Annotated in this window: 13 protein-coding genes; 8 read left to right on the top strand and 5 right to left on the bottom strand. The window is 70.5% G+C overall.

Features of this window, described 5'->3' with window-relative positions; translation table 11 throughout:
• Window positions 1–145 precede the first annotated feature (145 nt).
• Both groES and groL read left to right on the top strand, forming a co-directional pair.
• A complete protein-coding gene (gene groES / locus OG861_RS12775) occupies window positions 146–454 on the top strand; it encodes a co-chaperone GroES (protein ID WP_030230757.1) in 309 nt (102 codons plus the stop codon).
• A gap of 138 nt (window positions 455–592) precedes the next feature.
• Complete coding sequence (gene groL / locus OG861_RS12770) at window positions 593–2,221, top strand: chaperonin GroEL (protein WP_136213256.1); 1,629 nt, start codon at window positions 593–595, stop codon at window positions 2,219–2,221.
• A gap of 111 nt (window positions 2,222–2,332) precedes the next feature.
• Here groL and OG861_RS12765 read toward each other — a convergent pair whose 3' ends face one another.
• On the bottom strand, window positions 2,333–3,067 hold the full coding sequence (locus OG861_RS12765) for an ester cyclase (RefSeq protein ID WP_329197560.1): 735 nt from the start codon (window positions 3,065–3,067) through the stop codon (window positions 2,333–2,335).
• 74 nt (window positions 3,068–3,141) lie between these two features.
• Window positions 3,142–3,915, bottom strand: a complete 774-nt coding sequence (locus tag OG861_RS12760) for an SDR family NAD(P)-dependent oxidoreductase (RefSeq protein WP_329197562.1) — start codon at window positions 3,913–3,915, stop codon at window positions 3,142–3,144.
• Between the two features lie 117 nt (window positions 3,916–4,032).
• Here OG861_RS12760 and OG861_RS12755 point away from each other — a divergent pair, with 117 nt between their 5' ends.
• The gene (locus OG861_RS12755; RefSeq protein WP_329197564.1) at window positions 4,033–4,941 is read left to right on the top strand and encodes a LysR family transcriptional regulator; all 909 of its coding nucleotides are present in this window, start codon (window positions 4,033–4,035) and stop codon (window positions 4,939–4,941) included.
• 172 nt (window positions 4,942–5,113) lie between these two features.
• Here OG861_RS12755 and OG861_RS12750 read toward each other — a convergent pair whose 3' ends face one another.
• Entirely contained in the window at window positions 5,114–5,440 is a 327-nt protein-coding gene (locus tag OG861_RS12750) for a WhiB family transcriptional regulator (RefSeq protein ID WP_329197566.1), read from the bottom strand.
• 376 nt (window positions 5,441–5,816) lie between these two features.
• On the opposite strand from OG861_RS12750, the gene OG861_RS12745 reads away from it, so the two are divergent.
• The 4 genes from OG861_RS12745 to OG861_RS12730 all read left to right on the top strand — a co-directional run bounded on the left by OG861_RS12745 (window position 5,817) and on the right by OG861_RS12730 (window position 10,223).
• Window positions 5,817–6,428 (top strand): response regulator transcription factor, encoded by a 612-nt coding sequence (locus tag OG861_RS12745; RefSeq protein ID WP_003948568.1) that lies wholly within the window; start codon window positions 5,817–5,819, stop codon window positions 6,426–6,428.
• A 264-nt stretch (window positions 6,429–6,692) separates the two neighbouring features.
• Window positions 6,693–7,322 carry a sigma-70 family RNA polymerase sigma factor gene (locus OG861_RS12740; protein ID WP_329197567.1) on the top strand — a complete coding sequence of 210 codons (630 nt, stop codon included), beginning with the start codon at window positions 6,693–6,695 and terminating at the stop codon, window positions 7,320–7,322.
• A gap of 132 nt (window positions 7,323–7,454) precedes the next feature.
• Complete coding sequence (gene guaB, locus OG861_RS12735; RefSeq protein WP_329197569.1) at window positions 7,455–8,963, top strand: IMP dehydrogenase; 1,509 nt, start codon at window positions 7,455–7,457, stop codon at window positions 8,961–8,963.
• 135 nt (window positions 8,964–9,098) lie between these two features.
• Window positions 9,099–10,223: a GuaB3 family IMP dehydrogenase-related protein gene (locus OG861_RS12730; protein WP_329197571.1), complete on the top strand. Its 1,125-nt coding sequence runs from the start codon at window positions 9,099–9,101 to the stop codon at window positions 10,221–10,223.
• Between the two features lie 79 nt (window positions 10,224–10,302).
• Here the strand turns inward: OG861_RS12730 and OG861_RS12725 are convergent, their stop codons facing one another.
• Window positions 10,303–10,776 carry a hypothetical protein gene (locus OG861_RS12725; protein WP_329197573.1) on the bottom strand — a complete coding sequence of 158 codons (474 nt, stop codon included), beginning with the start codon at window positions 10,774–10,776 and terminating at the stop codon, window positions 10,303–10,305.
• 118 nt (window positions 10,777–10,894) lie between these two features.
• Window positions 10,895–12,124 carry a nucleotide sugar dehydrogenase gene (locus tag OG861_RS12720; RefSeq protein WP_329197575.1) on the bottom strand — a complete coding sequence of 410 codons (1,230 nt, stop codon included), beginning with the start codon at window positions 12,122–12,124 and terminating at the stop codon, window positions 10,895–10,897.
• A 286-nt stretch (window positions 12,125–12,410) separates the two neighbouring features.
• Between OG861_RS12720 and OG861_RS12715 the strand changes: the two genes are divergently transcribed.
• Window positions 12,411–14,117, top strand: a complete 1,707-nt coding sequence (locus OG861_RS12715) for a glycerol-3-phosphate dehydrogenase/oxidase (protein ID WP_329197576.1) — start codon at window positions 12,411–12,413, stop codon at window positions 14,115–14,117.
• Window positions 14,118–14,529 lie beyond the last annotated feature (412 nt).

Raw genomic sequence — 14,529 nt, 5'->3', positions numbered from 1 at the left:
AATCGCCGGAATAGTCTCGCACCTGGCACTCGCCCCTGGTGAGTGCCAACACAGCGACAGGCAGGTCCGGCACCCGCGACGACGGATCGACCTGGTCGCCACCTCAGACAGTTAACCCCGGATCTCCGAAGGGGGAGGTCGGATCGTGACGACCGCCAGCTCCAAGGTTGCCATCAAGCCGCTTGAGGACCGCATTGTGGTCCAGCCGCTCGACGCCGAGCAGACCACGGCCTCCGGCCTGGTCATCCCGGACACCGCGAAGGAGAAGCCCCAGGAGGGCGTCGTCCTTGCGGTCGGTCCGGGTCGCTTCGAGGACGGCCAGCGTCTCCCGCTGGACGTCAGCGTCGGCGACATCGTGCTGTACAGCAAGTACGGCGGCACCGAAGTGAAGTACAGCGGCGAGGAGTACCTCGTCCTCTCGGCCCGCGACGTGCTCGCGATCGTCGAGAAGTAAGACACTTCTCCAGTTTTGCTTTGAGCTGCGCCCCTGGTCACCCTGCTGATGCCGGGGGGCGAGGGGCGTAGTTCGTTCTAGGCGGTGGCGGTCGCGGTGAGCGGCCGAGGATCGCAACGAGAGGACTGAACCGCTCCCATGCCGAAGATTCTGAAGTTCGATGAGGACGCCCGTCGCGCCCTCGAGCGCGGTGTGAACAAGCTTGCCGACACGGTGAAGGTGACGATCGGCCCCAAGGGCCGCAACGTCGTCATCGACAAGAAGTTCGGCGCGCCCACCATCACCAACGACGGTGTCACCATCGCCCGCGAGGTCGAGCTGGACGACCCGTACGAGAACCTGGGCGCCCAGCTCGTGAAGGAGGTGGCGACCAAGACCAACGACATCGCGGGTGACGGCACCACCACCGCCACCGTGCTGGCCCAGGCGCTGGTCCGCGAGGGTCTGCGCAACGTCGCCGCCGGCGCCTCCCCGGCCGCCCTCAAGAAGGGCATCGACGCCGCCGTCAAGGCCGTGTCGCAGGAGCTCCTCGCGACCGCCCGCCCGATCGAGGACAAGTCCGACATCGCCGCCGTGGCCGCGCTCTCCGCGCAGGACCAGCAGGTCGGCGAGCTCATCGCCGAGGCGATGGACAAGGTCGGCAAGGACGGTGTCATCACCGTCGAGGAGTCCAACACCTTCGGCCTGGAGCTGGAGTTCACCGAGGGCATGGCCTTCGACAAGGGCTACCTCTCGCCGTACATGGTCTCCGACCAGGAGCGTATGGAGGCCGTCCTCGACGACCCGTACATCCTGATCAACCAGGGCAAGATCTCCTCCATCCAGGACCTCCTGCCGCTGCTGGAGAAGGTCATCCAGGCCGGCGCCTCCAAGCCGCTGCTGATCATCGCCGAGGACGTCGAGGGCGAGGCCCTGTCGACCCTGGTCGTCAACAAGATCCGTGGCACCTTCAACGCCGTCGCCGTCAAGGCCCCCGGCTTCGGTGACCGCCGCAAGGCGATGCTCCAGGACATGGCCACCCTCACCGGTGCCACCGTCATCGCCGAGGAGGTCGGCCTCAAGCTCGACCAGGCCGGTCTGGACGTCCTCGGCACCGCGCGCCGCGTGACCATCACCAAGGACGACACCACCATCGTCGACGGTGGCGGCAGCTCCGACGAGGTCCTCGGCCGCGTCAACCAGATCAAGGCCGAGATCGAGTCCACGGACTCCGACTGGGACCGCGAGAAGCTGCAGGAGCGCCTGGCGAAGCTCGCCGGCGGCGTCTGCGTCATCAAGGTCGGCGCCGCCACCGAGGTGGAGCTCAAGGAGAAGAAGCACCGCCTCGAGGACGCCATCTCGGCGACCCGCGCCGCGGTCGAGGAGGGCATCGTCTCCGGCGGTGGCTCCTCCCTCGTCCACGCCGTGAAGGTGCTGGAGGGCAACCTCGGCCTCACCGGCGACGAGGCCACCGGTGTCTCCGTCGTCCGCCGCGCCGCGGTCGAGCCGCTGCGCTGGATCGCCGAGAACGCGGGCCTCGAGGGCTACGTGATCACCGCCAAGGTCGCCGAGCTCGACAAGGGCCAGGGCTTCAACGCCGCGACCGGCGAGTACGGCGACCTGGTGAAGGCCGGCGTCATCGACCCGGTCAAGGTCACCCGTTCCGCGCTGGAGAACGCCGCTTCCATCGCCTCCCTGCTGCTCACGACCGAGACCCTGGTCGTCGAGAAGCCGGCCGAGGAAGAGGCCGACGCCGGTCACGGCCACGGTCACGGCCACAGCCACTGACCCCGTCAGAGCTGAGCTGAACCGAGAAGGCCCCGGTTCCCGCCGCTGCGAAGCGGTGGTGACCGGGGCTTTCCCGTGCCGCGGGGCGCGGCGTGCGCACCCCGTGTGCCGTCACATGCCCATGTCCCGGGTGGTGCCGCCCGAGGTCATGCCCATGTTCATGCCCAGCTGGCGCATCAGGCCGGGGGCGTCGTAGTACCACCAGCCCTCCGCGACCTGGCCGTTCTCGATCCGGAAGGTGGTGCAGCCCGACATGCTGACTTCCTGTCCCGTCGAGGGGACCCCCATGAACTCGCCCTTCTGCCTGCCGGTCCAGTTCCACAGGGTGCTGACGCAGTCGCCTTCGGCGATCTGGCGGTGCAGGTCGAAGGTGAAGTCGAAGGCGTCGCGCCACATCGTCATGCTCCGGCGCAGCCCCTCGCGGCCGTCGGCATTGCCGGGCATCTGCATCATGTCGTGGTCCATGTAGCCGGCCGCGACGCACTCCTCCATGACGTCGAAGTCCCCCTTCTCCGCCAGGTCCTCGAAGATCCGGTTCACGAGCAGCTTGTTGAGGTACTCGTCGCGGACGACGTCCAGGTTCATGAACTTCGGCATTCCGTCGCAGAGGGACACCATTTCCTGGAACATCCGGTCCGTCTCGGGCAGCTGAGAGTTCCTCATGGCCTCCTCGTACGAGGGGAATTCGACGAGATCGACGTAGTGCGTCTTGGCGTCGCGGTCCCGTCCGATCATCGTGTGGGTGACCGTCCGCCGGCCGCTCGCCTGCTCCGCCCAGCGGTCGATGAGCGCGTTCATCTCCTCGAACCGCTTGGTTTCGTAATCAATTACCTGCACGAAAGTCATCGCGTCGCCTCCCGGGTGGATGAGACACATCCAGTTTAGGGAGATTTGCCCCGTTCGGCGCCGCGTGCAGGGACTTACCGGGGCCCGTACTTGCGGCCCGTGCGCGACGACACCCCACCCAGGAGCCCGCGCGGCGTCAGTTTCACCACGCCCATCAGCGCCTTGTACCGGGGGTCGGGGATGGACACGGTCTTGCCGCGCGCCAGGTCGGCCAGCGCCGCCGCCACCAACTTGTCGGCGTCCAGCCACATCCAGCCCGGGATGTTGTCGGTGCCCATCCCGGCCCGCTCGTGGAACTCGGTCCGTACGAAGCCCGGGCACAGCGCCATCAGCCGCACCCCGCTCCCGGCCAGGTCCTTCGCCGCGCCCTGGGTGAACTGCACGACCCAGGCCTTGCTCGCCCCGTAGGTCCCGCGCGGTACGAAGGCGGCCACCGAGGCCACGTTGACGACACCGCCGCGCCCGCGCGAGCGCATCGACTCGGCCGCCGCCGAGGTCAGCCGCAGCACCGCTTCGACGTGCACCTTCAGCATCGTCAGTTCGTCCGCCATGGAGACCTGGAGGTAGCTGCCCTTGTTGCCGAAGCCGGCGTTGTTGACCAGCAGGTCCACCGGGTGCGTGCGGTCGCCGAGGCGTGCCTCGACCGCGGCGATGCCCTTGTCCGTGGACAGGTCGGCGGCCAGCACCTCGGCCTCGATGCCGTGCCGGTCGTGCAGTTCGGTGGCCTGCTCGCCCAGGCGCTCGGTGTCCCGCGCCACCAGCACCAGGTTGTGCCCCTGGGCGGCGAGCCGCCGGGCGAAGGCGGCGCCGATGCCCGCCGTGGATCCCGTAATCAACGCGGTCGTCATAGGCGCAACCTAGCTTCATTCCGGACGGGGGTCTTCCGTCGGTCCCCGCACGCCCCGCACCCCAAAGTGAGCCTGGAGCATTGCCGCTCCGGTCAAAGCTGGGCTTATGCTCGAAGGGTGATCGAGGCACGTCATCTACGGGTCCTGCGCGCCGTCGCCGGGACCGGTTCCTTCTCCGCCGCAGCCCGCGAACTGGGCTGCACCCAGCCGGCCGTCTCCCAGCAGATGAAGGCGCTGGAGCAGTCGGCCGGCACTCCGCTGCTGATCCGGACCGGCCGCGAGATGCGGCTCACCCAGGCCGGCGAGGCGCTGGTCAGGCATGCCGCCGGCATCCTGGCCGGGCTGACCGCCGCCGAGGAGGAGGTCGCGGCGATCGCCGGGCTGCGCGCGGGCCGGGTGCGGCTCGTGTCGTTCCCCAGCGGCAGTTCCACGCTGGTCCCCACGGCGCTGGCGGCCATGCGCGCCGAGCACCCCGGCACCCGGATCTCGCTGGTCGAGGCGGAACCGCCGCGCTCGGTGGAGATGCTGCGCGAGGGGGACTGCGACCTGGCGCTGGCCTTCCGGTACGGGGCTTCGGCCGGGCCCGCCGCCGAGTGGGAGGACCTGGTGGTGCGGCCCCTGCTGACCGACCGGCTCGTGGGGCTGGTCCCCGAGGCGCACCGGCTGGCCGGAGCCGGCCGGGTGGGCATGGCCGAGCTGGCCGGGGAGCCGTGGATCGCGGGCTGCCCGCGCTGCCGCCGCCATCTGGTGGAGGTGTGCGAGGAGGCCGGGTTCACCCCGCGCATCGACTTCGCGACCGACGACTACCCGGCGGTGGTCGGCCTGGTCGGGGCGGGGCTGGGGGTGGCGGTGCTGCCGGAGCTCGCGGTGGAGTCCGTGCGGGCCAAGGGGGTCAGCGCCGTGGTGGTCGAACCGGCCGTCGAGCGGGAGGTCGTGGCGCTGACCCTGCCCGACCTCGCGCGGGTCCCGGCGGTGGCCGCGACCCTGGTGGAACTGGAGCGGGCCGCCGCGTCCATGGGGGCGTGACGGTCCCGGTCCGGGGGCGGTGCGACACGCCCGGGCGCGCCGCGTCGGCAGAGTTCCGTGGAAGGGGCTTCCGGAGGTTCGCCGCAAAGGTTCCGGGTGGGATGAGGTGATCTTCGGATGATCCGCCCTTGGAGTGAAGAAACGTTCCTTCGGACGGCTCGGAGGGTGGGGGTCAGCGCGGAGCGGCCGGCCCGGTGGCGCTTGACGCGGGGATCAGCCGGTGCCGTGCGCGCCCCATCAGTTCCTCGCGTTCGTCCTCGGTGAGGCCGCCCCACACCCCGTAGGGCTCACGGACGGCGAGTGCGTGCGCGGCGCATTCCGCGCGCACCGGACAGCGCATGCAGACCTCTTTAGCCGAGGCCTCGCGCGCGCTCCTGGCCGCACCCCGCTCGCCCTCCGGGTGGAAGAAGAGGGAGCTGTCGACCCCGCGGCAGGCAGCCAGTAGCTGCCAGTCCCAGAGGTCGGCGTTCGGTCCGGGGAGCCTGGAGAAATCTGCCATGGGTAGTCCTCTTGGTGCCGGTACTGAGGCGGGTAGGGTCCATGTCTCCACATCTACAGTCGTAGTAGATGTAAATATGACTCATTGGGAATCTAGCCTCAGACACAGGGCGAACGGAAGGAAAGCCGCCAAATAGGGCATAGCTCCAGATGGAGGACCGGGGGCTCGTGGCTCCTGCGCCGTGATCGCATCCTCACGTAGAGTGCCGAAGGTGTCCGTCCGACCCGTAACTCTTTCGAGTGACCATCGTTGAGAGTGCGAAGGCGGTTGAACCAAGAAGTTCTCGGACAGGTGTCCGGGGGCATCGACCGCACAGGTGACGATACGTACCAGCCTGGAGGCTCAAGGTGACGCGCATCAGCTGCGGAGGGCGGTCATGACTTCCGTCCTCGTCTGCGACGACTCCCCGCTTGCCCGAGAGGCGCTCCGTCGCGCGGTTGCCACCGTGCCCGGCGTCGAGCGTGTGACGACGGCTGCCAACGGCGAGGAAGTCCTCCGCCGCTGGGGTGCCGACCGCTCCGATCTCATTCTGATGGACGTCCGGATGCCGGGCCTCGGCGGTGTGGAGACGGTTCGCCGGCTGCTCTCGGCCGATCCGGGCGCCCGCATCATCATGCTGACGGTCGCCGAGGACCTGGACGGCGTGGCCCTCGCGGTCGCCGCCGGAGCCCGGGGCTATCTGCACAAGGACGCCTCGCGCGCCGAACTGCGGGCCACGGTCACCCAGGCGCTCGCCGACCCGACCTGGCGACTGGCACCGCGCCGGCTCCGCTCGGCCGAGATGGGCGCCGCGCCCACCCTCACCGCGCGCGAGATCCAGGTGCTGGAGGGCATGAGCCACGGCCGTTCCAACGCGGAGATCGGGCGCGAGCTCTTCCTCTCCGAGGACACGGTCAAGACGCACGCCCGCAGGCTCTTCAAGAAGCTCGGCGCCTCGGACCGGGCGCACGCCGTGGCACTCGGGTTCCGCTGGGGCCTGGTCCGCTGACGGCGGAGCACCCAGAGTGTCCCGCCGTACCCGGTGCGCAAGCGGGGGTTGGCGGGGCACAATCCGGGGGACGTGTCGCTTCGGGCGCGATGCCGCATCCTTGAGGGTGTGCCGCATTTTCGAAGATGTGGCCTCAGGGACCATTCGGGCCGAGCGGAGGGGAGGGCGCACACCATGAGTTCCGGCGCACCCGCTCATAACGCTTCGACGCACAACCAGGGCCGCGGTGCCACGAACGGTCCCGCGCCAAGGCACCATGGATCGATGCGCGACGACGAGGCCCAGGGGTCACCCACGGCCACAAGCCACACGGACGCCGCCAAAGGCGGCGGTGCCGGGGCCGTCAGCGCGCTCGTACGCCGAGCGGTGGAAGGCGACGAGCAGGCCACTCACGACCTGCTCGCCTTCGTGCACCCCCTCGCCATCCGCTACTGCCGCACCCGGCTGTCCCGGCTTCCCGGTGACGCTCGTCACTTCGTGGAGGACCTGGCGCAAGAGGTGTGCGTCGCCGTCCTGATGGCGCTGCCCCGCTACCGGGACACCGGCCGCCCCTTCGAGGCCTTCGTCTTCGCCATCGCCGCGCACAAGGTCGCCGACCTCCAGCGGGCAGCCATGCGCCACCCCGGGAGCACCGCCGTCCCGTCCGACGAGATGCCGGAGCGGCCCGACGACTCGCTGGGCCCCGAGGAGCGGGCGCTGCTCAGCAGCGACGCCGCCTGGGCCAAGAAACTGCTGGCCAACCTCCCGGAGAACCAGCGCGAGCTGCTCGTCCTGCGGGTGGCGGTGGGCCTCACCGCCGAGGAGACCGGGCAGATGCTCGGGATGTCGCCCGGCGCGGTACGCGTGGCCCAGCACCGTGCCCTCAGCCGGCTGCGCGCCCTCGCCGAGCAGTAGGCGCCCGTCCCGTCACGGCAGGTGGTCGTAGGAACCCACGAAACTGACGGTTGATGTTGGTCGTGGAATGAGACGCCCCAGGATCCCGTTAGCATGGACATCCGCGCTGAGCAAGACCATTGGGAAGGTGTCATGACCGAGAGCGGTTCGACCGGAGTGCCCGACAAATTCGCCACGCTCGGACTGACCTACGACGACGTCCTGCTGCTGCCGGGCGCGTCGGACATGGCGCCGGAGCAGATCGACACCTCCTCCCTCATCTCCCGCAACGTCCGGGTGAACGTCCCGCTGCTCTCCGCGGCCATGGACAAGGTCACCGAGGCCCGCATGGCCATCGCGATGGCCCGCCAGGGCGGCGTCGGCGTACTGCACCGCAACCTCTCCATCGCCGACCAGGCCAACCAGGTCGACCTGGTCAAGCGCTCCGAGTCGGGCATGGTCACCGACCCGATCACGGTCCACCCCGACGCCACGCTCGGCGAGGCGGACCAGCTCTGCGCGAAGTTCCGCATCTCCGGTGTCCCGGTCACCGACGCCGCCGGCAAGCTGCTGGGCATCGTCACCAACCGCGACATGGCCTTCGAGTCGGACCGCAGCCGCCAGGTGCGCGAGGTCATGACCCCGATGCCGCTGGTCACCGGCAAGGTCGGCATCTCCGGCGTCGACGCCATGGAGCTGCTGCGCCGCCACAAGATCGAGAAGCTGCCGCTGGTCGACGACGCGGGCATCCTCAAGGGCCTCATCACGGTCAAGGACTTCGTCAAGGCCGAGAAGTACCCGAACGCCGCGAAGGACAAGGACGGCCGGCTGCTCGTCGGCGCGGCCGTCGGTGTCGCCGGTGACGCGTACGAGCGTGCCCAGGCCCTGATCGAGGCGGGCGCCGACTTCATCGTCGTCGACACCGCCCACGGCCACTCCCGCCTGGTCGGCGACATGGTCGCCAAGATCAAGTCGAACTCCGGCGTCGACGTCATCGGCGGCAACGTCGCCACCCGCGACGGCGCCCAGGCGCTCATCGACGCCGGCTGCGACGGCATCAAGGTCGGTGTCGGCCCCGGCTCCATCTGCACCACCCGCGTCGTCGCCGGCATCGGCGTCCCGCAGGTCACCGCCATCTACGAGGCCGCGCTCGCCGCGAAGGCCGCGGGCGTCCCGGTCATCGGCGACGGCGGCCTCCAGTACTCCGGCGACATCGCCAAGGCGCTCGTCGCCGGCGCCGACACCGTGATGCTCGGCTCGCTGCTGGCGGGCTGCGAGGAGTCCCCGGGCGAGCTGCTCTTCATCAACGGCAAGCAGTTCAAGTCGTACCGCGGCATGGGCTCGCTCGGCGCGATGCAGTCCCGCGGCGACCAGCGTTCCTTCTCCAAGGACCGCTACTTCCAGGAGGGCGTCGGCGGCGACGACAAGCTGATCCCCGAGGGCATCGAGGGTCAGGTCCCCTACCGCGGTCCGCTGTCCGCGGTCGTGCACCAGCTGGTCGGCGGCCTGCGCCAGTCGATGTTCTACGTCGGCGGCCGCACGGTCCCCGAGCTGCAGGAACGGGGCCGCTTCGTCCGGATCACCTCGGCGGGGCTCAAGGAGAGCCACCCGCACGACATCCAGATGACGGTCGAGGCGCCGAACTACTCCCGCAAGGGCTGATCGGTTCCGGACAGGGGCGGACCCGCTGACGGGGGTCCGCCCCTTCGTCGTGCGTCCGTACAGCGGTCACCGGAACGCGGGCCCCCGGGGTTCGGGGATACTGGACGGGCAGACCCAGAGGAAAGGCCACCACACGTGACTGAGATCGAGATCGGGCGCGGCAAGCGCGGCCGCAGGGCGTACGCGTTCGACGACATCGCCATCGTCCCGAGCCGGCGTACGCGGGACCCGAAGGAGGTCTCGATCGCCTGGCAGATCGATGCGTACCGCTTCGAGCTCCCCTTCCTGGCCGCTCCCATGGACTCGGTGGTATCCCCGCAGACCGCGATCCGCATCGGCGAGCTCGGCGGCCTCGGCGTGCTGAACCTCGAAGGTCTGTGGACCCGCTACGAGGACCCGCAGCCGCTGCTGGACGAGATCGCGGAGCTGGACGAGGCGGCCGCGACCCGCCGCCTCCAGGAGATCTACTCCGCGCCGATCCAGGCGGACCTGATCCGCCGGCGCATCAAGGAGGTGCGCGACTCCGGTGTCGTCACCGCCGCCGCGCTCTCCCCGCAGCGCACCGCCGAGTTCTCCAAGGCCGTCGTCGAGGCGGGCGTGGACATCTTCGTGATCCGCGGCACCACCGTGTCGGCGGAGCACGTCTCCGGCGCCGCCGAGCCGCTGAACCTCAAGCAGTTCATCTACGAGCTCGACGTGCCGGTCATCGTCGGCGGCTGCGCCACCTACACCGCGGCCCTGCACCTGATGCGCACCGGCGCGGCGGGCGTCCTGGTCGGCTTCGGCGGCGGCGCCGCGCACACCACGCGCAACGTGCTCGGCATCCAGGTCCCGATGGCCACCGCCGTCGCGGACGTGGCCGCGGCCCGCCGCGACTACATGGACGAGTCCGGCGGCCGCTACGTGCACGTCATCGCCGACGGCGGCGTGGGCTGGTCCGGGGACATCCCCAAGGCCGTCGCCTGCGGCGCGGACGCGGTGATGATGGGCTCCCCGCTGGCCCGTGCCACGGACGCGCCCGGCAAGGGCAACCACTGGGGCATGGAGGCCGTCCACGAGGACGTGCCGCGCGGCAAGAAGGTCGACCTCGGTACGGTCGGCACCACCGAGGAGATCCTCACCGGCCCGTCGCACTCCCCGGACGGTTCGATGAACCTCTTCGGCGCGCTGCGCCGCTCGATGGCCACCACCGGCTACAGCGAGCTCAAGGAGTTCCAGCGGGTCGAGGTCACGGTCGCGGACTCGCAGCACAGCCGCTGACCGGACGTTTTCTTCCGTACGTACGCCGGAGGGCCGGCACCCCGGGTGGGGTGCCGGCCCTCCGGCGTCTGCGGGCGGGTCAGGCGGCGGCCTTCTTGGCCGCGCCGAAGGAGATGAAGCCGCCGATGGCGAGGAAGAGGTAGTCCATCGGCTCGGCCGCTTCCTTCCAGATGTCGTTCAGGCCGCCGATGCCCGGGTCGCTCAGCACGTCGACGACGCCGATGTGGGTGTAGTCGGCGAGCGCGAGCGCGAGGAAGAACAGCTGGCCGAGGTAGACGGCCCCGATCGACAGGACCGCACCGACCACGGGCAGGACCGGGTTCCGGCCGCCGAGCTTGCCGGCCGCGAGGCCGACGAGGAGGCCGACACCGACCGCGGCGTAGCCGATCTGGCGCTCGATGGCGTTCATGATCGCGCCGTAGACGCCGGCCGCGACCAGGGCCGCCACGACGGCCGCGAGGATGCCGAGACCGACGTTGCCCGTGCGGGCCGGCGCCTGGTCGGGGGCCGGGGTGTAGGACGAGGGCGCGGGCGGCTGGAACTGCTGGCTCATGAAGAAGGTCCCCCCAGGGATGCGGACGCACGGGTGTCCATCGGACGTAAGTGCGAGATAAGCGACGCCGCAGGCTAGCAGGCCGCTCCGACGATCGCAGGGGGGATTTCCCGGCAGGTCAGAGCCGATGGGCCGCGCCGGCCGGACTGGCCCCGCGGGTGTCCAGCAGCAACTGGGCTTTGACCGCGAGGCCTTGGAGGTCGTACGTGCGGTGGTGCTGGAGCAGGATCGTCAGGTCGGCGTTGGCGGCGGCCTCGTACAACGATTCGGCCCGCGGGACCGGCCGGTCCCGGACGCGCCAGCCCGAGATGTACGGATCGTGGTAGCTGATCAGCGCGCCGAGGTCGATGAGCCGGCTGGCGATCTCCGGGGCCGGGGAACCCTCCTGGTCCGCGAGGTCCGGCTTGTAGGTGACCCCGAGCAGCAGGACGCGGGCGCCGCGGGCGGATTTTCCGTGCTCGTTCAGCAGGGTGGCGGAGCGCTGGATGACGTACTGCGGCATCCGGGTGTTGATCTCCTGGGCCAGACCGACCATGCGCAGCGGGTGGCCCGGGGTGCGGGTGGTGTGGGGGAGATAGGTGGGGTCCAGGGGGACGCCGTGGCCGCCGACGCCGGGGCCGGGTCGGAACGCCTGGAACCCGTACGGCTTCGTCTCGGCGCAGCGGATGACGTCCCACAGGTCGACGCCGATGTCGTGGCACAGGACCGCCATCTCGTTCATGAGGGCGATGTTGACGTGCCGGTAGTTGGTCTCCAGCAGCTGTACGGTCTCCGCCTCGCGCAGGCCCCGGGCGCGGACCACCTTCTCGGTGATGCGGGCGTAGAAGGCGTGCGCCGACTCGGTGCAGGCGGGGGTGAGGCCGCCGATGACCTTGGGGGTGTTGGCGATGCCGTGGGTGCGGTTGCCGGGGTCGAGGCGGCTGGGGGAGTAGGCCAGGTGGAAGTCCCGGCCGGCGCGCAGTCCGGAGCCGGCTTCGAGGATCGGGCGCAGGTAGTCCTCGGTGACGCCGGGGTGGGCCGCGGATTCGAGGATGACGGTGGTGTGGGGCCGCAGCCGGGCGGCGAGCGCGTGGCCGGCCTCGCCGACGGCGGAGAGGTCCAGTGCCCGGTCGGCGCCGAGCTGGGTGGGGGCGCAGATGACGGCGGTGCGGACCCGGCCGAGCTCGGCGGGGTTGGTGGTGATGCGGAAGCCGGCCGCCGACATGCGGCGGATTTCGGCGGCGGTGAGGCTGCTGTCCGTGGCCGGACCGCTGTCGTAGCCGACTGTCTCGATTCCGGCGGCGACAGCCGCCTGGGCGAGGGGGAGGCCGAGGTGGCCGAGTCCGATGACGGCGAGATCTGCGGGCATGGGGGTAGCCGTCCCTTCCCTTCCCTTGCATGAGCGGGCTGGGCGCGCAAGTCCTGTGGATGACCAAGGCTGGCGCAATGTCAGACTAGGCGTATATATGACTGAAATGTCGCATTCCGCGGTGATGGCTACCGTTGTGTTGTCCACAGCCGGTGGCCGAGTCGGGAGCGGCCGGTGAGAATCGTGGACGGGGGTGGGTGCGGGTTCGCCCGCAGCAGGCGGGTACGCCCGCATCGAGCAGGTTCGCCCGCAGCAGGCGGGTACGCCCGCACAACGGGAGGCAGCCGTGAGGACAGCGACACTGGGACCGGCGCAGCGCGCCGAGGCGCTCGCCGCAATGGCCGAACGCGAACTGGACGTGTTGGTGGTCGGCGCGGGCGTGGTCGGCGCCGGAACCGCGCTCGACGCCGTGACCAGAGGCCTCTCGACCGGCCTGGTGGAGGCCAGGGACTGGGCGTCGGGCACGTCGAGCAGGTCGAGCAAGCTGATCCACGGCGGCCTCAGGTACCTGGAGATGCTGGACTTCGCGCTCGTGCGCGAGGCGCTGAAAGAGCGCGGCCTGCTGCTGGGGCGGCTGGCCCCGCACCTGGTCAAGCCCGTGCCGTTCCTCTACCCGCTCCAGCACAAGGCCTGGGAGCGGTTCTACGCCGGTTCGGGCGTGGCCCTCTACGACGCGATGTCGGTCTCCAGCGGGCACGGACGGGGCCTGCCGACCCACCGGCACCTCTCGCGCAAGCACGCCCTGCGGATCGCGCCCGCGCTGCGCAAGGACGCCCTGGTGGGGGCCCTGCAGTACTACGACGCCCAGATGGACGACGCCCGGTACGTGACGACGCTGGTCCGGACGGCCGCGGTCTACGGGGCGCACTGCGCCAACGGGGCGCGGGTCATCGGCTTCCTGCGCGAGGGCGAACGGGTGGTCGGGGCGCGGGTGCGGGACGTCGAGGGCGGCGGGGAGTACGAGATCCGCGCCAAGCAGATCGTGAACGCCACCGGGGTGTGGACGGACGACACGCAGGCGCTGATCGGGGAGCGGGGCCAGTTCCACGTCCGGGCGTCGAAGGGCATCCACCTGGTCGTACCGAAGGACCGGATCAACTCCTCCACCGGGCTGATCCTGCGGACCGAGAAGTCCGTGCTGTTCGTCATCCCGTGGGGCCGGCACTGGATCGTGGGGACCACGGACACCGACTGGGACCTCGACAAGGCGCATCCGGCGGCGTCGAGCGCCGACATCGACTACCTGTTGGAGCACGTGAACTCGGTGCTGGCGGTGCCGCTGACACGGGACGACGTCGAAGGCGTGTACGCGGGCCTGCGGCCCCTGCTGGCGGGCGAGTCGGACGCGACGAGCAAGCTCTCGCGCGAGCACACGGTCGCGCACCCGGTGCCGGGGCTGGTGGTGGTCGCGGGCGGCAAGTACACGACGTACCGGGTCATGGCGAAGGACGCGGTGGACGAGGCCGTACACGGGCTGGACCAGCGGGTCGCCGACTGCGTGACGGAGGACGTCCCGCTGGTCGGGGCGGAGGGCTACCGGGCGCTGTGGAACGGGCGCGCGCGGATCGCCGGCCGGACGGGCCTGCACGTCGTGCGGGTCGAACACCTGTTGAACCGGTACGGGTCGCTGACGGAGGAACTGCTCGACCTGATCGCGGCCGATCCCGGGTTGGGGGAGCCGTTGTCGGGTGCGGACGACTACTTGCGGGCAGAAGTGGTGTATGCCGCGTCGCACGAGGGCGCGCGGCACCTGGAGGACGTGCTCACGCGGCGCACGCGGATCTCGATCGAGACGTTCGACCGTGGGACGCGATCGGCGCGGGAGTGCGCGGAGTTGATGGCTCCGGTTCTGGGGTGGGACAAGCAGCAGATCGAGAAGGAGGTCGAGCACTACGAGAAGCGGGTGGAAGCCGAAAGGGAATCGCAGCGCCAGCCGGACGACCAGACGGCGGACGCGGCGCGGCTGGGGGCGCCCGACATCGTTCCGTTGTAACTCCGGGATCCGGGAGGGGGAACCGCGGACCCGGGGCGTCCGTCCGTTGCGGAGTGAGCAACAATGAGGGTTCTGCCGGGGCGGTTTACCGTGCCCCCCGGCGGCTGCCGGGGCAGCCGGGGCAGGCTGCACGAACGCAGAGGGGACGCATGTCGAAGCCGGATCACACCGAATCGCCTGCCGGTGTCGCTGGCGCTGGCGCCGCGAAGCCGGACCGGGGTAGGGCGGGGTCCGAGCACGCCGACGCGGATCCCGCTGCCGCGGGGAAGCAGGACCGGGCGGCGGGCCGCCCCGCGCCCGAGCCGGCGGATGCCGGTGGCGCCGTGAAGGGCCGCCTGGACAAGGCGGTCCCTGCGGCGCGCAAGCCCGCGCCCGGGGAGAGGGCTGACGCCGAGTCGGCGAAGGCTGCCCC

This window comes from Streptomyces sp. NBC_00539 (assembly GCF_036346105.1).
In the GTDB taxonomy this organism is placed as follows: Bacteria; Actinomycetota; Actinomycetes; order Streptomycetales; family Streptomycetaceae; genus Streptomyces.
This window is presented reverse-complemented; position numbering and strand designations above follow the sequence as displayed.